Origin of the sequence: uncultured Rikenella sp. (assembly GCF_947628055.1) — a bacterium.
GTDB lineage: Bacteria > Bacteroidota > Bacteroidia > Bacteroidales > Rikenellaceae > Rikenella.
The window spans coordinates 13,528-32,292 of record NZ_CANQYJ010000016.1; the positions used below are offsets into that span (position 1 = coordinate 13,528).

An 18,765-nucleotide genomic window follows, 5' to 3' on the forward strand; every position below is an offset into this window, starting at 1 on the left:
ATCACTTTAAAGATACCATTTTTCGGGCGATCCGCAACGTCCCTGCGTCCGATTTCTGTGTCTTCGGCGCGGGCGAACGCGCTGCTTACGCGCCGCAGCGACTGAGGTCTTCGCCGACGCGGAAGCCCAACTGTTCATTTTCTGAGGTTTCGGTCTCAGCCTGCGGAGTTGGGGGTAGTTACTGCCCGGTTCGTGTGCCGAATAGTACTGGGCCTCCTGCGGGGGAAGGTTGCGGCCCGACAGGGGGAGATCGCAAACAATATTTCAGAAATGTTACCAGTATCTAAAATTAACCGTACATAAAAAAATCCGCATATTCGGCCTCGTGCCCACCCTTAAGGAAGAAAAAACTTCCGGTTCGCATGCTGAGCGGCACCCCGCAAAAGACATCATAAAGAGAAGAAAATAGCCCGCAATCAGCGCCTATGCCCGATCCTTTTCCACGAAGCGCCGTCCGGCAAATTCAGATTATCGCACCGCTTCGATCGGCGTATAAGTGATCGTTTCGCCGACCGCCTCCCCGCGAATCACCCGAAGCAGCCGTTCGATCCCCCCCGACACCATCGCTTCGAAATCCTGCCGGAGCGCCGCGCAGTGCGGCATGGAACGCACGAAAGTCACGACCGGCTCCGACGTGTCGAAAAAGACCGCAGCCCCCGCCGCCTCCCGACACAGACTGTCCAACCGCGCAATCGTCCCCGGCCCGTCGATCACCGGCACGCTCGACAAAAAGACCACCCCGTTGACCGGCAGCTGCGCATAGTCCGTCAGGAAGTCCGTGACCTGTGTCTGTCCCGTCGAAGGCACATCTCCCGACCAGAACAAAGCCGCCGTATCCGGCACCACCGACAAGAAAGCATCTATCCGCGCCTGCATCGCCGCATCCCCCTCCACACCGGCGAACACACCGATCCCCTTCGCCGGCCGTCCCCCCTCCTCACACAACGCCTGCACCGTCTCCGCCGCCAAAATGCCCGCCGCCGCATTGTCCGAGCCGATATAAAAACTCCGCCCGCTGTTCGGACAGTCCGAGTCGAACGTTCCCACAGCCACCCCCGCCTCCACCGCCGCATCAATCGCCCCTCTCAACCCCGTGTCCGCCGCATCGATGCAGCTGAGCAGAATCCCGTCCACCCCCGCCGTCACGAGTTTCCCGATCAGCTCCGCCTGCGACTCCGCCGTCGGATTGCGCGACACGTCCCACCGCACCGCAATCCCATACGTATCCCGTGCCGCCAGCGCCGCCGCTTTCGCCGCCGCCACCGAAGCGTCGTCCACTTTCGGCACCACCGCGATTGTCGTCCGGTGCTCCGGACTTCGGTCGCAAGCCGTCAGCCCCGACCACAGTCCGACCACAGCCGCAACGACATATAACAGACGGAATCCCATAACCATTCCAAATCTTAAGCCCGCAACTTGGCGCAAATCAGATCGAAAGCCGCCTGCATCGCCGCTTCGATCCCCTCGGCATTCTTACCGCCCGCCGTCGCATAGTGCGGCTGGCCTCCACCCCCGCCCTGGATCAGTTTGGCCGCCTCGCGCACGATCGCCCCCGCATTGAGCCCCTGCGCCACCGCCGAGTCGCTCAGCACCACCGTCAAGGTCGGTTTCCCGCTGAATACGCTGCCGAAGACCGCCGCCATGTCGCCCATCCGTTCCCGCAGCCCGAACGCTACGCCCTTCACCGACTCCGGCACCAAATCCAGCCGCCGCGAAAGCACATGGAAATCCCCCACAGGTTCTGTGAATCCCATCAGTTTTTCGACCAGGAACCCGTCCCGCGCCTGCCTGATTTGGTTCATCTGCTTGCCCATTTCGGCATTCTCTTCTATCATTTTCTTGAGCGCCGCCATCACCTGATTCGTCCGCAGGGTCGTCATCAGTTCCTGAATCATGTCGTTCTGCTCTTCGCACATCTCCTCCGCCGTCAGCCCCGTCACCGCTTCGATCCGCCGGATCCCCGCCGAGCTCGACTCTTCGGATACGATCCGGAACAGCCCGATATTTCCCGTCGCCGGCACGTGCAGCCCCCCGCACAGTTCCACCGAATCGCCGTACTTCACCACCCGCACTTCATCCCCGTACTTCTCCCCGAAGAGCATCATCGCCCCCAGCGTTTTGGCCCGCTCCATCGTGCAGTGGCGATCCTCTTCGAGCGGGAAATTGGCGCGGATCGCCGCATTGACCTTGCGTTCCACCGCCCGCAGCTCCTCGTTCGTGACCTTCTGGAAGTGCGAAAAGTCGAACCGCAGGTAGTCCGGCGTCACGAGCGACCCTTTCTGTTCGACATGCGTCCCCAAAACCTCCCGCAAAGCCTGGTGCATCAAGTGGGTCGCCGTATGGTTGGCCGCCGAAGCCATCCGCCGCTCGACATCCACCGCCGCCTCGAACTCCGCCTCGACATTCGCCGGCAAGGCATTGGCGATATGCACCGTCAGGTTGTTTTCTTTCTGAGTGTCGGTGATCGCCGTCCGTTCGCCCGTCGCCAGGTCGGTCAGGCTGCCCGTATCGCCGACCTGCCCCCCCATATTCCCGTAGAATGGCGTCCGGTCGAGCACGATCTGGTAATGCGTTTTCCCTTTGGAGGCAACCCGCCGATAGCGCGAGATCCGCACCCCGCGAACCGAAGCCTGGTCATACCCCACGAATTCCGACTGTTCCACCGGCAACACCTCGACCCAGTCGTCCGTCTCCACTGCCGAAGCGTTCCGCGAGCGGTTTTTCTGCGCCTCCAGTTCCTTTTCAAACCCTGCAATATCGACCTGCACTCCCTGTTCCGAAGCGATCAGCTGCGTCAGGTCGATCGGAAAGCCGTACGTGTCGTACAGCGTAAAGGCATCGGCACCGCAAATTACCCGTTTCGCGGCCCCCCCGGACGGCAGCTTCTTGATGATCGAGTCGAGCAGGTTGATCCCCGTGGCCAGCGTCCGCAGGAACGAGTTTTCTTCTTCGGAGATCACTTTTTCGATCAGCTGTTGCTGCGCCTTGAGTTCCGGGAACTGCCCCCCCATCTGTCCCACGAGGGTCGGCACCAACCGGCAGATGAACGGTTCGGTAAACCCGAGGTAGGTGTATCCGTACCGCACTGCCCGCCGCAGTATCCGCCGAATGACATATCCCGCCTTGACGTTGCTCGGCAGCTGCCCGTCGGCGATCGAAAAGGCAATCGCCCGCAGGTGATCCGCAATCACGCGCATGGCGATGTCTTTCTTTTCGTCCTTGCCGTACGCCACGCCGGCCATCTTGGCCAGCTCCTGTAGCAGCGGCTGGAATACGTCGGTGTCGTAGTTCGACTGTTTCCCCTGAATCACCATGCAAAGCCGTTCAAACCCCATCCCGGTATCGACATGCCTGGCCGGCAGCGGCTCCAATGAGCCGTTGGCTTTCCGGTTGAACTGCATGAAGACGAGGTTCCATATCTCGATCACCTGCGGGTGGTCTTTGTTCACGAGTGTCGCCCCGTCGGTCGCCGCCCGCTCTTTGTCGCTGCGCAGGTCGAAGTGGATTTCCGAACACGGCCCGCATGGCCCTGTATCGCCCATCTCCCAAAAGTTGTCGTGTTTGTTTCCCTTGAGAATATGCGATTCCGGCAGCCGTTCGGCCCAAAAATCATAGGCTTCCTGGTCGAAAGGTACTCCTTCGTCCGGCGATCCCTCGAAAACGGTGGCGTACAGCCGGTCGGTCGGCAGTTTGTAGCGTTCGGTCAGCAGCTCCCACGCCCAAGCGATCGCTTCTTTCTTGAAGTAGTCGCCGAAGCTCCAGTTCCCGAGCATCTCGAACATGGTGTGGTGGTAGGTGTCGTGGCCTACTTCTTCGAGGTCGTTGTGCTTGCCGCTCACCCGCAGGCATTTCTGACTGTCGGCTACGCGCGGCGACTGGGCCGGCTGGTTCCCGAGGAAAATGTCTTTGAACTGGTTCATCCCGGCGTTGGTGAACATCAGGGTCGGGTCGTTCTTGACGACCATCGGCGCCGACGGCACGATCCGGTGTTGTTTCTCGCGGAAAAAATCGAGGAAGATCGTGCGGATTTCGTTGGAATTCATATGTCTTTTGTCTCTTTTGTCGGTATAACGATGTGAAGAAGCAAAATTACGATATTTTTCGATTTGAGAGATGAACCGGCTGGTGTTTTGCTGGGAGTCCGGACATTTGCTGGAAATCCGGACTAGAGGGAATGCTGCCGCATGAACTCGGCTGGCCCGCTGACGCGGAAATTTGATTTTCAATCGTACAATAAAAAGTCCGGCATGTTCGGCCTCGTGCTCACCCCCCGAGCGGTTTCGCTGCTGAGCGCGGAGTCTGGCGATCCTTTGGATCGCAACGACTAAAATAAATTGTAGGTTTATTTGCACTGTGCCGGATGGTACCGTTCTTTCTTTTCAAAGAAAGAACCAAAGAAACTTTCAGATAGCTACGCTACTCCTTAGGCTCCGCAGTCCTCTTGCATTGCACTTTCTTTGGGGCGTGGCAATAGCGGGCATAAGGCACATACTCAATAGCCCGCTATTGCTCACACCCCAAGAGAATCAAAGGCAAGGGCATCCGGCAGGTTCAAGAGATGCGCAAGCATCTCAATAAGTTTTTCTGGTTCTCTTTGTTCACAAAGAGAACAGTTCCCTCAAACCAGGTGCACAATTAAACCTACAATTTTTCAACAAGGTCGCAACCTGTGGGAACACAACTCTCGCGCAAGCGATTAAAGAGTTGCGGAGCTCCACTGCGGGCCGCAGCTTCCCGCAGTGCCTTGCAGTACGCAAAGCGATCAACCTACGGCTCTCTATGGAATGCCGGGCTGGAATTAATCCGGCAACAAGTTGTGCAATGCGTGAGCATCGCCGGCCTTGCGCGCTGGCGCCAAAGGCACCACCCCCGAAACGTCCAGTCCGGACTTGCCAGTTCGAGTAGCCTGAAGGAAAACACGCAGGGGACAAAGAAATGAAAACCCGATTCCCGTGGCAACGACAAGAAGCCCAAGCCTTTGCAGCCGCAAAGCGAACGCGAGAAAGCGAGCTCTCGGTTCCCGCTGTTCCATCCGGTAGCGCTGTTGCGATACTGCCTGCGGTGACCTTACAACTCGAACAAGGTCGGCTCTATATAACGCAGTTTCGCGGCTTCCTGTTGCACATCTTCGGCTTCTTCCTCCGTCCGCTGCTGTTCGAGCGCCTCCTCGACCGTGACCGGTTCGGGCATCGCTTCGTTGATCGCCGCTGCCAGCGTTTCGGTTTTCACGACTATCTCCGTATCCGTGCTTTCGCTGCCCAGCTCCGACTTGATCTCCAGCAGAGCAGCGCGGATGCGACCCAGATGCTCGAGTATCTCCACGTCCCGCCGCAGAACGTTTTTGTTGTCCTTGATATATTTCTCCGCCCCCGCCAAAGTCATCCCTTTCTCCTTGACCAGGTGGTAGATCAGTTTCAGGTTCTCAACATCCTCCGGAGTAAACAGCCGGTTTCCCTTGGCATTCTTGCGGGGTTTGAGTACGTCGAACCGCTTCTCCCAGAAACGGATCAGGGAGGGATTCACGTCGAACATCTCGGACACTTCGCCCATGCTGAAGAACATCTTCCGCGAGGGTTTCTTCTCGTCTGCCATGCGTTTGCCGGATTTGAGGTTTTCAGTCTGCCAAGATAGCGATTTTTACGGTATATTCGGGCATCGGTTGGTTTGAGGGCGCGTTTTTACAAACGGTTTCCTTTGGCCGGAGCCTGTGGGGACTGTTTAGGGTAATTACAGTCCAGTTGAAGTGCCGCGCGGCTCCGCGCGCGACGGCTGGAGTAGGAAATCGTTCAAAAGCAGCTTGCGCTTTTGAACAAGATTTCCCCAGCGCGCGGGAAAATACATTTTTTAGTGGTAAAGAGGGTGCAGTCTGTCCGGGCTGTAACTAACTCTAAATTTCCCGGGCGTCCGGCTCAAACCTGCCAGTGCAAGTAGTCAGAGGAGAAAGCGCGCCGAGGACAAGGAAATGAAACCCCCGTTCCGTGGCAACCGGCGGAAAGTCCGAACAACCGACCGCATCGAAGACACCGCGGTCACCGCAAACAAACAAGGCTTTCTCCCGATAGCCGGAAGAAAGCCTGAAAAATCTTCGGCGCCTGTCTGCACCGGAAATGGAACTACATGTTCATCCCGCCGCAGCAGTGTATCACCTGCCCCGACACATATCCCGCCAGATCCGATGCAAGGAATAGGCACACATTGGCCACATCGTCCGGCGTCCCGCCGCGTTTGAGTGGAATTTTCGATTCCCAGTCCTTGCGCACGTCTTCCGGCAGCGCCCCCGTCATGTCGGTGATGATGAACCCCGGTGCAATCGCATTGCACCGGATCCCGCGCGATCCCAATTCCTTTGCCGTCGATTTGGTCAGACCGATCAGCCCCGCTTTGGATGCCGAATAGTTCGCCTGCCCCGCATTCCCGCTCACCCCCACCACGGAACTCATATTGACGATCGCCCCCGAACGCTGTTTCATCATGAACGGAAGCACCGCTTTCGTCAGGTTGAATGCCGATTTGAGATTGACGTTGATGACCATGTCCCACTGCTGTTCGCTCATCCGCATCAACAAGCCGTCGCGCGTAATGCCCGCGTTGTTCACCAGAATGTCCACCCGGCCGAAATCTTTGACTACCTGTTCGACGGTCTGGGCCGCCTGTGCGAAATCGGCGGCATTGGAAGCATATCCTTTGGCCTTGACTCCCAGTGCGGCGATCTCTTTTTCCGTATTCCGGAAGTTGTCGTCTTCGTTCAGGTCGGTGAACGCAATGTTCGCCCCTTCGGTCGCGAATTTGAGCGCGATGGCCTTGCCGATCCCGCGAGCCGCTCCCGTGATGACAGCGACTTTTCCTTCGAGAAGTTTCATGCTTTTACGTATGGTATTGATGATATTGACTGAGACAAAGGTAATATTTTTCCGAATTTATATCCATTCATCGGCTCGTGTAATCGCCCGGTCTCTTTTCTCATCGGCAAGAAGGCCGGAAAACCGGGCGGCGGGGCCGATCCGTTGGGTTGTGATTGAAAGCGAATTGAAGCAGAGGCATCTGTACGACACTTCCGGCCTGACACGGGGGAGGTACGGTCTGGCTATTCGCTTGGTCAAGTTCAGTCTGCGCACCCCGGCTTCGGAGCTGCTCGGCACCGTCGGTTCTTTACCGGCAAAAAAGGAAAAGCTCCGCCGGTTCGAGGGGCGATTACGCAAGAAAATACCCCCGCGGCAGAAGCGGCAAACAAGAAAAGGAGACCTGTCAGCCCGCAAGGCAGAGATTATACAAAAACATAGTTCACAGCGTGATGCGGACAATACGTCCGGCATCCTGCCGCACCTTGTAACGGTCGTCGATGCGCCGCCCGACCAGCCAGACGATGGTCTCTCCGGAGACCAGCACACCCTGCCGGGCCTTGTCGACGGCAGCCACCTTGGCATCGATCAGAAAATCGCTCACTTTTTTCTGCCCGGCCATGCCCAACGGAATGAACCAGTCGCCCTCGCGCCACTGCCGCAGCAACAGCGGGAATTTCAACGCGTCGGCAGTGAGATAGGCCACATTCGGCGGCGCAGCGAGGCTGTCAGGCAACTCATCCACCGAGAGCCATTCGATACGGGGATCCGCCTCCGCGATCCGCTCCTCGCGGAAAGGCTCCACGATGCGGGGAGACAGCATGATACGTCCGCGGTCGATCGCAGCGCTCCATTCCGAAGCCTCGAACCGTTTTCCGGAAGCGGTGACATCGCAGTCCTCGGCCCGGCGGTTCAGCACCGCCGCCAGGTCTTCGACAGTCTCCGGCGCAAAACCGTAGGGACGCAGCAATTCGTAAAGCTCGAACGCAAGGCAGTCGGCATCGAGGACGGACAGATCGAGGACATGGTCATGCAACGCCACCGGACGCAGCTCCCTGATCCGCGCATCGATGAACCGCTGTGCTTGCTGCAACCGCATCAGATTCTGCTCCATCGTCTGCGCCAGGCGGTTGTTCGAGGCGCTGTCCAGCCTCGGAAGAATGTCGTGCCGCAAGCGATTGCGGAGATATTTCAGCGTGGCGTTGGTGGAATCTTCGCGGTAAGGCACCCCGCCCGCGACAGCATAGGAGACGATGTCGTCGCGCCGGGCGAAGAGCAAAGGCCGGATGATGCGGCCGCGCCGGTCGGCAATGCCGGTCAGCCCCCTCAGACCGGTTCCCCGCAGCAGATTGATGAAAAAAGTCTCGATAGAGTCGTCCGCATGGTGGGCGATAGCGATCTTATCGTAACCGTATTTGTCGCACAGACCGTCAAACCAGTCGTACCGCAAACGACGGGCGGCCATCTGGATGGATTCGCCGTGCTCGCGCGCCTCGTTTTCGGTATCGAAACGAACCGTGTACAGCGGGATGCGGTGTTGCAGGCAGTAATCTTCGACCAGCTGCTGGTCGCCGTCGGACTCGGCGCCGCGCAGACTGAAATTGCAGTGTGCCGCGGCGATCCTGCCGCCGTAAGCCTGCCGCATCAGGTCGAGCAGCGTCATGGAGTCGATGCCGCCGCTGACGGCGACCAGGATACGGTCGCCGTCAGCGATCAGACGGCGGTGGCGTATGTATTGGCGAAAAGATTCGAGCATGGTTTTTCTGCTGTTTGCGGGCACCGTGGCCCGAGATTGAGTCTGAAATCGGATGTACCGGGCTGCCCCCTGCGTTATTCCAACTTCCGGAAGTAATACAGATCGTGATCCGGCAGCAGTTCCGGATGCAGAATCCGGATCAGATCGGCCAATACGACGTCCGGCCGCACCGCCCCCGACTCCCAGAAATCGCTGCCCCCCATCGGCGTGATCCGGGCATTGTTGTTGAACACCTTGCCGGCCCGCACCACAGGCAGATCGGCGAAACGGCGGTTGTCAGCCTCGAGCTGCGCCAAGTCCCGCGCCATGCCCGGATTCAGCCAGAAGTCCGCTTCCGCCATCAGCAGCAGAGCCTTTTCCGCACTCACCGGGCGACTTACGTCCGTATCCTCGCCCCGGCCCAGATAATCGCCCCCCGCATCGTCCAGCAGCCGCACCATATAGCTCCGGTCGCCCGGCAGATACCAGACATCCTTGTAAGGGGCATTGAGCATCACTTTCGGCCGCGCTTCGGCACCGACGGCAGCCGCCGCCAGCTCGCCCAGGGATTTGTATTCGTTTTCCGTGTGCATGAATTGCGCCACCGCATCGTCCATCCGCCCGGCGAGCCACCCGAAAGGAACGATCCATTCGGCCCGCCCCAGCGGATCGTTCTCCAAATAGTCGGCGATATAGACCACCGGCACGCCCAATTGCTCCAGCTTGGCCGCCGCGGCATTCTCGCCCGTGAGGCCGTACATAAACACCGCATCCGGCCGCAGTGCCACGATCGCTTCATAATCGAGGTTGTTGTCATAGCCCACATCCCTGACTCCCGCGGCATGCACGGCCGGGTTGGAGATGAAGTCTATCCCGGACACGCCCTTGACTGCCCCGACCGCCCCCACGGCATCGAAAAAGGCGACATGGGACGAGGACATGCAGACCGCCGACCGGATCGGCCACCGGATTTCCCCGGGCTGCAAAGCGACAGTCGTATCGGCCACCAACCGGTAGTCGCAGGTGATGTTCTCGGCCCCTTGCCAGGGATTCATCACCCTCAGCACGGCCCCCCGGTCATCGGGCAGCAGGGCGAACCGCCGGGCATAACGCGCCTCGTACACCGGGCGCAAGGTGTCGCCGCTGTTCTGTGCGACCCGGCCCGAACCGCCGCAAGCGGTCTGCAACAGGGCGCCGAGGCCGGCCAGCAGGATGAAAATGTGTTTCATGGCTCTGTTTTAGGTTTCACATCGACAAAGGTAGGGGTTTGGAACAGATTTTGCATTCGATCCGTCACAAAGGATCAACATTCGTTCAACAACGCTAAAAACCGATTATCATGAAATTTGAATTACCTGCCCTGCCTTATCCGGTCAATGCGCTGGAACCGATCATGAGCGCGCGTACCGTCGAATTCCACTGGGGAAAACACGAGGCGGCCTATATCAATAACCTCAACGGCCTGATCGAGGGCACGCCGCTCGAAAACGATACGCTGGAGGAGATCGTTCGTCAATCGGACGGGGCGATCTACAACAATGCCGCGCAGGCGTGGAACCATATCTTTTTCTTTTTTCAGCTGGCTCCGAACGGCAAAAAAGAGCCGGAAGGAGTGCTCCGGGAGGCGATCGACCGCAGTTTCGGTTCGCTGGGGGCGTTCAAGGAGGCTTTCGCCAAAGCGGGGGTGACGCTTTTCGGTTCGGGCTGGGCGTGGCTGTCGGTCGCGCCGGACGGCTCGCTGGAAATCACGCAGGGGCCGAATGCGCACAATCCTTTAAAAAACGGGTCGATCCCGCTGCTGACCGCGGATGTGTGGGAACATGCTTATTATCTGGATTACCAGAACCGCCGGCCGGATTTCCTGTCGGGTTTGTGGAATCTGGTGGACTGGAAGGTCATCGAGAAACGGTATGAAGATACGCTCTAAAGAGGGTTCTCTGTACGATCGCCTCGCGTCCCGTTTTTAAAAACGGGACGCGAGGTTTTCAGTATCCGCCGCGAACCGGCCGATTTTGCGTCTGCCTGCCGAACCGCCTCTACCCGCAGCGACTGTGCCTCGTGCTTCCTTGCCCAAGCAGGGGGATGGCAGCTTCACACCCGCACCGGCGACGATTCCGATGGCGCTGGCCCGGAACTTGAGGCAGGGCCGATAAAGCAACAGGTTCCGCCTCTTTTGGAAGGCGGAACCTGTCGGTCTATGCGTCCGATCCTGCCGGTCATCAAGCGAAAGCGATCTGCTTTTCGTCGATCAGCTTGCGCAGGTTGATCAGCGCATACCGCATCCGGCCCAAAGCCGTGTTGATACTCACCCCTGTCTGCTGCGCGATCTCTTTGAAGCTGAGGTCGAAATAATGCCTCAGCACCACCACTTCGCGCTGCTCCACCGGCAGGTGGTCGATCAGGTTGCGCACATCCTGCTCGATCTGGTCGTGGATCATCTCCTCTTCGATGTTCGGATCGGCTAACTTCTTGTTGTTCAGAATGTCGTATCCGGCATCTTCGCTGGTGATATGCGCCGGTTTTCTGCCGCCGCGGAAATGGTCTATCACTTGGTTGTGCGCGATGCGCAGCACCCACGAGATGAATTTTCCGTTTTCGGCATAACGGCCGCTGCGCAGGCTGTTTATGACTTTGATGAATGTTTCCTGAAAGAGGTCGTCGGCGGTCTGCCGGTCTTTGACCAGCATGAGTATATAGTTGTATACTTTTTTCCGGTGACGCTCGATAAGGACCGTGATCGCAGATTCATCGCCGCCCGCGAATGACTGGAGCAACAACCGGTCGTTGTCGCTTCTGATTTCTTTGTTCATTGCGTCTACTCCTTTGTTTTTATTGGTTTCGAGTAGATGTAGGTCTATAGGCGGTGATGTTTTAGCGTTAATCGAGCGATGCAAGATACTTATTTTTTCGGTTTCTGCAAAGCCGTCCTGTTTTTTAGTCGTAATGGACTTTTCGTTGTTTTGTCGTGCAACAAATATGCCAAAAAAGGCGGCAGGACTTTTTGTCATGCCGCCTGAAATGCCGTAATCCGGGTGTTATTCGTTGCCGCCGTCCGAGTTCTCGTTGAGCAGGTCGGATACCAAGATCCTGCCGCAATATTCGCAGACGATAACTTTTTTGCTCATCCGGATATCCAGCTGCCGCTGCGGCGGAATGCGGTTGAAGCACCCTCCGCACGCATCCCGTTTCACGGTAACGACAGCCAATCCATTGCGCACGTTTTTCCGAATCCGGTCGTAGGCAGACAAAAGCCGCTCGTCGATCTTGCCTCGTGCAGTCTCCGCCTGGGCCCGCAAGTCTGCCAATTCCTTGGCAGTATCCGCCTCGATGTCTGCCAATTCGGCACGTTTGGCCTCCAGGTCGATCTTCCGGTCTTCGAGGGTCTCTTTGGTATCTTCGATCTGTTTTTTCTTGTTCTTGATTTCGGCGTTGAATTCTTTGATGCGCTTTTCGGCCAGCTCGATTTCGAGCTTCTGGTATTCGATCTCTTTGGAGAGGGAGTCGAACTCGCGGTTGTTGTGCACGTCGTCCTGCTGTGCTTCGTATTTCTTGATGAGGCCTTTGGCCTGTTCGATCTCCTCTTTTTTGGTTTTCACCTCTTTGGCCAGTTCGTCGGCTTGAGCGGAATAGCCCGAGATGCGGGTTTCCAGTCCGCCGATGATGTCTTCGAGATCCTGTACTTCGTAAGGCAGCTCGCCTTTGATGTGGTTGATGCTGTCCATTTTGGAGTCGATCTGCTGGAGGCCGTAGAGGACGCCGATCTTCTCTTCGGTGGAGAGCTCTTCCTGGGCGGTGGTTTTGCTTTTGGTTGCCATGTATGTGTATCGCTTGGTATAATTTGCTTTTATCGTGTCCGGAGCAGGTAGCCGACGGGGTTGGAGGGCATGGCCGCCCGGCGAACTGCAAAATTAGGCATTTTTTTCGAGATGAGTTTATAAAAAACATCCAGTAGTTGTTGCTCGGTCTCGAAATGGCCGCCGTCGACCAGGGTAATGACGCCCGTTCCGCGCTGGAAGTCGTGGTATTTGAGGTCGGCGGTGAGGTAGACTTGCGCTCCGGAAGCAATAGCCGCCGGTATGAATTCTGCGCCGCTGCCGCCGCACAAGGCCACCCGCCGCACCGTTTCGGTCGCTATCTCGCTGTGCCGCAGGTAAGGCATGTTCAAGGTTCGGGCGATGTGTTGCAAAAATTCTGCGGCGGGCACTGCCTGCGGCAGATTTCCCACGCAGCCCAACCCGACGCCGCGATGGGGCAGTTCCAAAGGGATGATGTCGTAGGCGGGTTCTTCGTAAGGGTGTACTTTTTTTAACGTATCGACGATGTGTCCCGCTAAATGTCTGGGTACGACGGTTTCGGTCCGAATTTCGGGTTCCCGGTGCAATTCCCCGATCTGGCCCGCGAATGGTCGGCAGGTATCGGAAGCCGCCCGGAATGTGCCGAAACCTTCATTATTGTAGCTGCACGAATCGTATTTTCCGATATGACCGGCTCCGGCTTCGAGTATGGCGCTCCGCACGCGTTCGGCTTCTGCCGAAGGGGTATAAAAGACGAGTTTGACGAGGTCGTTGTCTCGGGGAATCAGCACTTCTATGTCGGTCAGTCCCAGCATTTCGGCCAGCTGGAAGTTCACGCCGCCTGGCGCGGAGTCCATGTTGGTATGGGCGGAGTAGATCGCAATGCCGTTGCGTATGGCTTCGGCCACGATGCGCTCTTGCGGCGTAGAAGCGGTAATCTGTTTCAGCCCTTTGAACAGAAGCGGGTGGTGGCTGACGATGAGGTTGTAGCCTTCCCGCGCGGCTTCGCTTACGACGGCTTCGGTGACGTCTAATGTCAGCAAGGCTCCGGTGCATTCGGTGGTCTTCGGGTCGGCCGGGCATATTTGCCAGCCGGCGTTGTCCCAGTTTTCCTGCCACGCGCACGGCGCGGCGGCTTCGATGGGGGCGATGATGTCATGGAGGGTGGGCATGTTTTATCTGAATGTGGTTTTGGGTGTGGTTTTATCGGATTATAGTTTTATCGGGTTATGGCGGCTGTCTGCAGCAGGTGTCCCGTGCGGCAGTGGAGCTGTTCTTTTTGTGGACAACCGACGCCGCCCAATACCGCTCGGCACGCGAGTCGGGCTGGAACTACTCTCAACGGCCCTGCTGGCTCCGACCCGTGTGAAAGCTGTTTGTGAAAACCGTACAATAAAAAGTTCTGTGTATGGAGGTCAAAGATATTTCCAGGCACATTCCGGCCGATATTCCGCCGCCTACCTATTCCTCCCTCTTTCGCCGGATCCGCAGGAACAGCCCGTAAAGCCAGAGCAGCACCCGCAGATAGACTTTCGCATGGAACAGCCCGTAGCGCAACGCCCGCGCAACCAATCGGCTCAGCGGCTGCAATTCCGAAAAATCCGCCTCCATGTGCGGCACCCCCGTTTCCCACAACGCCGCCATCCACTGCCGTCGGTACGCCCCCCCGAACGGCCCCATATACAGATTCTTCATCCCGTACACCGCATTGAAAACCGCCCGATGCTCCACATTCGTGTCGCGCGGCATGGCAGCGAGCTGTCGGACGATATAAAGCAGCGAATCCAGCTTCACCTCAGTCATCGCACTCCGCATGATCGAACCTTCGCGAAAATTACGCCGGTAAGTCATCGGCCTCAGTGTCGCGATCCGCTCCACCACGCCGTATGCCTGCATGCACCACAGCACGTCTTCGTAGATCAGCCCGTCGTGGAATGCCAATCCGTTGTCCCGAATAAAGTCAGTCCGAATCAATTTGTTATGGGCATTGGTGAAATTGAGCCGATCGAAATTCCGCACCACAGCCGTCCGATCCGTATAAATCGGACAGGCCGGATCAAAATACGACGTCTCTTCCTTCACCTCCCCCGTCGGCAACACTCGCCGATAATTCCCCTGTACCCAGTCCGGATAATCCGCGCATGCCGCCGCCTGCGCCAGATTCGCCAGAGCCCGCGGTTCCAGGGAGTCGTCCCCGTCTATGTAGAAAATATAGTCCCCCGTCGCCACCGCCGTCCCCGTATTTCTGGCCGCCGCCAAGCCTCTATTATGGATGTGGCTCACGATATGGAAATCCACCCCGCAAGCCTTGGCGGCCGGAGCCAGCGACTCCACGATCTTCATCGACCCATCCGTGCCGCAGTCGTCCACCACGATACACTCCAGTACATTCTCCGCAGAGTCCGCCCCCTGCTCGAACACCGACCTCAGACACCCCTCGATCCACGGGGCTACGTTATAAACCGGTATGACGATACTGATTTTCATTCCATTTTCATATTATCCATACTGTCAGCGCACGACGATGCTCCGCACCGTTTTGGCCCCGATCCGGGCATTGAGCTGCTCTGCAAGCTGTTTGCGGCGCATAAAAATCTCGGCTCTGACCGCCGACGACGAGAAACTGACATACAATACCCCCCCGCGGATATACACGTCTTCCGTGCAGCGGGCCACATACTCGCCGACCACCTCGGCCCACAGCTCCACCGCCCGTCCCTCCATGGACGCCGGCCCCAAGGCGCGTTCCTTGAAAAATTCGTCGAGCAGTTCGCCCACGCTCATCGGTTCTGTACGTCGCATATCGGTTCTGTTGCGAGTGATCCGTCCGTTCCTGGCCATCGGTGCGCCGCCCCGCCCCAAATGCCTGCAAGCGGGGCAACCCGAGGCGGGAACACAACCGCACTCCGTTAAGAAATCTTGACCAGCCCCTCTGCCGCGGCCAGTCTCTCCATCAAAGCGTATGCCGCCTCGTATTCATTCGGAATCTCGCCGTCGAGGATCGCATTTTTGATCTGCTCCTTGATCGTCCCCACCATCCGGCACGGCGGAATGCCATAAGTCTCCATAATGATTTCTCCCGTGATCGGCGGCTGGAAGTTGCGGATATGGTCTTTCTCCTCGATCTCCCGCATCTTGCGCCGCACCAACGCGAAATTCGACAGGTAGCGCCGCACTTTCGCATCGTTCCCCGAGGTAATGTCCGCCTCGCACAAGGTCATCAAGTCCTCCACATCGTCTCCCGCCTCGAAAAGCAGCCGCCGCACGGCCGAATCGGTCACCTCGTCCTCCGAAAGGATGATGGGCCGCAGATGCAGGAAAACCAATTTCTGAACGTATTTCATCCGTTCGTCCATCGGCAGTTTCTGGTCGCGGAAAATGCCGGGTATCATTCTGGAGCCGACCACTTCGTGTCCGTGAAACGTCCAGCCCACCCGGTCGTCCCACGCCTTGGTCCGCGGCTTGCCGATGTCGTGCAGCAGCGCTGCCCACCGCAGCCACAGGTTGTCGGTGTTCGGAACGATATTGTCCAGCACTTTCAAGGTATGGATGAAGTTGTCCTTGTGTCCCCGCCCGTGCACGGTATCCACGCCTTTGAGCCGGGTGAGCTGCGGGAAGATCGGTTCCAGCAGCCCGCTCTCGTCGAACAGCCGCCATCCTTTCGACGGCCGCGGCGATCGCATGATTTTCTCGACTTCGGTCGCAATCCGCTCTTTCGATATGATTTTGATCCGATCCCGATTGCGACGGATCGCGGCGAAAGTCTCCGGTTCGATCCGGAAGTCGAGCTGCGCGGCGAACCGGACGGCCCTCACCATCCGCAGCGGGTCGTCCGAGAAGGTGGTATCCGGATCGAGCGGCGTGCGGATCAGCTGCGCTTCCATATCTTCCATCCCTTCAAACGGATCGACCAGTTCTCCGAAATGATCGGCGTTCAGTCCGAAGGCCATGGCGTTGATCGTAAAATCGCGCCGCCGCTGGTCGTCTTCCATCGTGCCGTCTTCGACGATGGGTTTCCGCGAGTCTGCCCGGTAAGATTCCCGCCGTGCCCCGACGAATTCGACTTCCCATGCCCCCACGCGCAGCATGGCGGTGCCGAAGTTCCGGAAAACGCTGACTTTGCTGCCCACTTCGCGCCCCAATTCTTCTGCTACGGCGATCCCGCCTCCCGTCCCGCCGCCCACGATAACCACGTCGATGTCGGTACATGGCCGCAGCAGAAAGGTGTCGCGCACATAGCCGCCGATCACGTATGCCCGCACCCCCCGGCGGTCGGCGATGGCGCCGATCCGGCGGAAAAGCGGATCGTTCAATGCCCGGTTATTTCCCTCCATGGGCTGCGTTTTGGAGTTTCTGCAAGTAGAGCCGGACGGTGTTTTCGAGCCCCAGATACAGTGCCTCTGAAATCAAGGCGTGTCCGATCGAGACTTCGAGCAGACCGGGGATGCGGGCGGCGAAGTATTCGATGTTTTCGAGGCTCAGGTCGTGTCCGGCATTCACGCCGAGGCCGCACTCTCCGGCGGTCTTGGCGGCTGCGATAAACGGAGCGATGGCGGCTTCGCGGTTCCCGGAATAGCCGGTGGCATAGGCTTCGGTATAGAGTTCCACCCGGTCGGTGCCGGTCGCCACGGCGGCTTCGACCATCCGCGGGTCGGCGTCCACGAAGATGGATACGCGGATATGATTGGCTTTGAATTGGGCTACGATGTCTCTGAGCATGTCCCGGTGGGTAACGGTGTCCCATCCGGCGTTGGAGGTGATGGCGTCGGGGCCGTCGGGCACGAGGGTCACTTGCGCCGGCCGAACTTCGTTGACGAGCTGAATGAAGCGTTCGCCGGGGTAGCCTTCGATGTTGAATTCGGTGGTGAGTATGGGGCTCAGTGCGCGCACGTCGGAGTACCGTATGTGCCGCTCGTCGGGACGGGGATGTACGGTGATTCCCTGTCCGCCGAACCGCTCGATGTTCTGCGCGGCCTGAAGCAGGTCGGGCATGTTCCCGCCTCGCGAGTTGCGCAGGGTGGCGATCTTATTGATATTTACACTTAACTTGGTCATATTTTTTCCCTATTTTTGCTCTATCTTTAATCGTTCGTTTATTCACTGCCCTATGTTTGAGGGTACTGTTCTCTTTAACTGCGCTTCGCTTGTTTTCCTCCTCGCCGCTCGGCAAAGCGTGCAAGCCCGCTCTGCTCTCGCTGGCAGCGTCGGTTGTGAACAAAGAGAACCAGAAAAACTTTTTGAGATGCTTGCGCATCTCTTGAGCCTGCCGGATGATACCCTTGTCTTTGATCTTTTTGGGGTGTGAGCAATAGCGGGCACTTAGGTAAATAACACTTTATGCCCGCTATTGCCACGCCCCAAAGAAAGTTCAATGCAAGAGGACTGCGGAGCCTAAGGAGTAGCGCAGCTATCTGAAAGTTTCTTTGGTTCTTTCTTTTCAAAGAAAGAACAGTCACTCACAGTAGGGTAAAGATTAAACGAACGGTTTAAAGAGACAAAGATAGCAAAATTTGAACCACCGATTATGAAAATCGCCCTTTACTCGCGGCCCGAGCACCCATCGTTACCCATCATTACCGGCGAGTTGAGACGGCGTCGATTAGACTTTACATTCAACCCGGCCAGTCCCGTCGGATACGACCTCGCATTGAGTTTCGGCGGCGACGGCACCTTTTTGAGCACCGTTCGCAAGATGGGCGAGAGCCATATCCCCATTTTAGGGATCAACTCCGGTCGCCTCGGTTTCATGGCCGCCGTAGCACTCGAAGACCTGGTGAAAGCACTGGACGAGCTGCGCGACGGCAGTTATACCATCGAAGAGCGCACCCTGCTCGCAATATCGGGAGGCATTCAAGGGCTTGCCGTCAATGAATTTACGATACAGAAAGACGGTACAGCCATGATCTCGGTGGAAATCGGGATCGACGGCGAACAAGTCGCCACCTATTGGGCCGACGGAGCGATCGTTTCCACCTCTACCGGTTCGACCGCCTACTCGATGAGCGTGGGCGGCGCGATTCTGGCACCCGGATGCCGGTGCCTGATCCTGTCGCCCATTGCGCCACACAACCTGAATATCCGGCCGTTAGTAGTACCGGACACCAGCCGTATCACCTTGAAAGTGACCACACGGAACGGAGGCAAAGCGATCGCCACGATCGACAACCGGGAACGCCCTGTGGCCGACGGCACGGCATTTGAATTAGCCAAAGCCGGACATAATCTGCGGGTAGTTCGGCCGGCAGGAAACTCTTTCTACAAGACCTTGCGCAATAAACTGTTGTGGGGCGTCGATGCCCGGAACAACAATTAAACACCCTGCCCGCTATGCGGGCGGGGTGAGCCCTATTCCGTATCTCCGGTCAGGGAACCCGGCGATTTATTTCCATGGGGGCGG

15 protein-coding genes are annotated in these 18,765 nt (G+C 57.8%); 2 read left to right on the top strand and 13 right to left on the bottom strand.

What is annotated here, in order from left to right:
- Nucleotides 1-468: 468 nt before the first annotated feature.
- The 6 genes from Q0Z93_RS02795 to Q0Z93_RS02820 form a co-directional block, all read right to left on the bottom strand.
- Complete coding sequence (locus tag Q0Z93_RS02795) at nucleotides 469-1,389, bottom strand: substrate-binding domain-containing protein (protein WP_298062334.1); 921 nt, start codon at nucleotides 1,387-1,389, stop codon at nucleotides 469-471.
- Between the two features lie 14 nt (nucleotides 1,390-1,403).
- On the bottom strand, nucleotides 1,404-4,043 hold the full coding sequence (alaS, locus tag Q0Z93_RS02800) for an alanine--tRNA ligase (protein WP_298062336.1): 2,640 nt from the start codon (nucleotides 4,041-4,043) through the stop codon (nucleotides 1,404-1,406).
- Between the two features lie 1,024 nt (nucleotides 4,044-5,067).
- Nucleotides 5,068-5,592: a MerR family transcriptional regulator gene (locus tag Q0Z93_RS02805; RefSeq protein WP_298062338.1), complete on the bottom strand. Its 525-nt coding sequence runs from the start codon at nucleotides 5,590-5,592 to the stop codon at nucleotides 5,068-5,070.
- 521 nt (nucleotides 5,593-6,113) lie between these two features.
- On the bottom strand, nucleotides 6,114-6,860 hold the full coding sequence (fabG, locus tag Q0Z93_RS02810) for a 3-oxoacyl-[acyl-carrier-protein] reductase (RefSeq protein WP_298062340.1): 747 nt from the start codon (nucleotides 6,858-6,860) through the stop codon (nucleotides 6,114-6,116).
- A 421-nt stretch (nucleotides 6,861-7,281) separates the two neighbouring features.
- A complete protein-coding gene (gene tilS, locus Q0Z93_RS02815) occupies nucleotides 7,282-8,595 on the bottom strand; it encodes a tRNA lysidine(34) synthetase TilS (RefSeq protein WP_298062342.1) in 1,314 nt (437 codons plus the stop codon).
- Nucleotides 8,596-8,669: 74 nt separating this feature from the next.
- The gene (locus Q0Z93_RS02820; protein ID WP_298062344.1) at nucleotides 8,670-9,803 is read right to left on the bottom strand and encodes an ABC transporter substrate-binding protein; all 1,134 of its coding nucleotides are present in this window, start codon (nucleotides 9,801-9,803) and stop codon (nucleotides 8,670-8,672) included.
- A gap of 110 nt (nucleotides 9,804-9,913) precedes the next feature.
- Here Q0Z93_RS02820 and Q0Z93_RS02825 point away from each other — a divergent pair, with 110 nt between their 5' ends.
- Nucleotides 9,914-10,501 (top strand): superoxide dismutase, encoded by a 588-nt coding sequence (locus Q0Z93_RS02825; RefSeq protein WP_298062346.1) that lies wholly within the window; start codon nucleotides 9,914-9,916, stop codon nucleotides 10,499-10,501.
- Between the two features lie 292 nt (nucleotides 10,502-10,793).
- Here the strand turns inward: Q0Z93_RS02825 and Q0Z93_RS02830 are convergent, their stop codons facing one another.
- The 7 genes from Q0Z93_RS02830 to Q0Z93_RS02860 all read right to left on the bottom strand — a co-directional run bounded on the left by Q0Z93_RS02830 (nucleotide 10,794) and on the right by Q0Z93_RS02860 (nucleotide 17,423).
- Nucleotides 10,794-11,384, bottom strand: a complete 591-nt coding sequence (locus Q0Z93_RS02830; protein WP_298062348.1) for a sigma-70 family RNA polymerase sigma factor — start codon at nucleotides 11,382-11,384, stop codon at nucleotides 10,794-10,796.
- A gap of 225 nt (nucleotides 11,385-11,609) precedes the next feature.
- Nucleotides 11,610-12,389 carry a C4-type zinc ribbon domain-containing protein gene (locus Q0Z93_RS02835; protein ID WP_298062350.1) on the bottom strand — a complete coding sequence of 260 codons (780 nt, stop codon included), beginning with the start codon at nucleotides 12,387-12,389 and terminating at the stop codon, nucleotides 11,610-11,612.
- A gap of 29 nt (nucleotides 12,390-12,418) precedes the next feature.
- Nucleotides 12,419-13,540, bottom strand: coding sequence for a Nif3-like dinuclear metal center hexameric protein (locus tag Q0Z93_RS02840; protein ID WP_298062353.1), 1,122 nt, complete (start codon nucleotides 13,538-13,540; stop codon nucleotides 12,419-12,421).
- 289 nt (nucleotides 13,541-13,829) lie between these two features.
- The gene (locus tag Q0Z93_RS02845; protein WP_298062354.1) at nucleotides 13,830-14,855 is read right to left on the bottom strand and encodes a glycosyltransferase family 2 protein; all 1,026 of its coding nucleotides are present in this window, start codon (nucleotides 14,853-14,855) and stop codon (nucleotides 13,830-13,832) included.
- Nucleotides 14,856-14,879: 24 nt separating this feature from the next.
- Entirely contained in the window at nucleotides 14,880-15,170 is a 291-nt protein-coding gene (locus Q0Z93_RS02850) for a DUF721 domain-containing protein (protein ID WP_298062357.1), read from the bottom strand.
- Between the two features lie 107 nt (nucleotides 15,171-15,277).
- Nucleotides 15,278-16,702, bottom strand: coding sequence for an HD domain-containing protein (locus Q0Z93_RS02855; RefSeq protein ID WP_298062360.1), 1,425 nt, complete (start codon nucleotides 16,700-16,702; stop codon nucleotides 15,278-15,280).
- Entirely contained in the window at nucleotides 16,689-17,423 is a 735-nt protein-coding gene (locus tag Q0Z93_RS02860) for a pyridoxine 5'-phosphate synthase (RefSeq protein WP_298062362.1), read from the bottom strand. The genes Q0Z93_RS02855 and Q0Z93_RS02860 overlap by 14 nt, the downstream gene beginning before the upstream one ends.
- 469 nt (nucleotides 17,424-17,892) lie before the next feature.
- Between Q0Z93_RS02860 and Q0Z93_RS02865 the strand changes: the two genes are divergently transcribed.
- A complete protein-coding gene (locus Q0Z93_RS02865) occupies nucleotides 17,893-18,681 on the top strand; it encodes an NAD(+)/NADH kinase (RefSeq protein ID WP_298062364.1) in 789 nt (262 codons plus the stop codon).
- Nucleotides 18,682-18,765 lie beyond the last annotated feature (84 nt).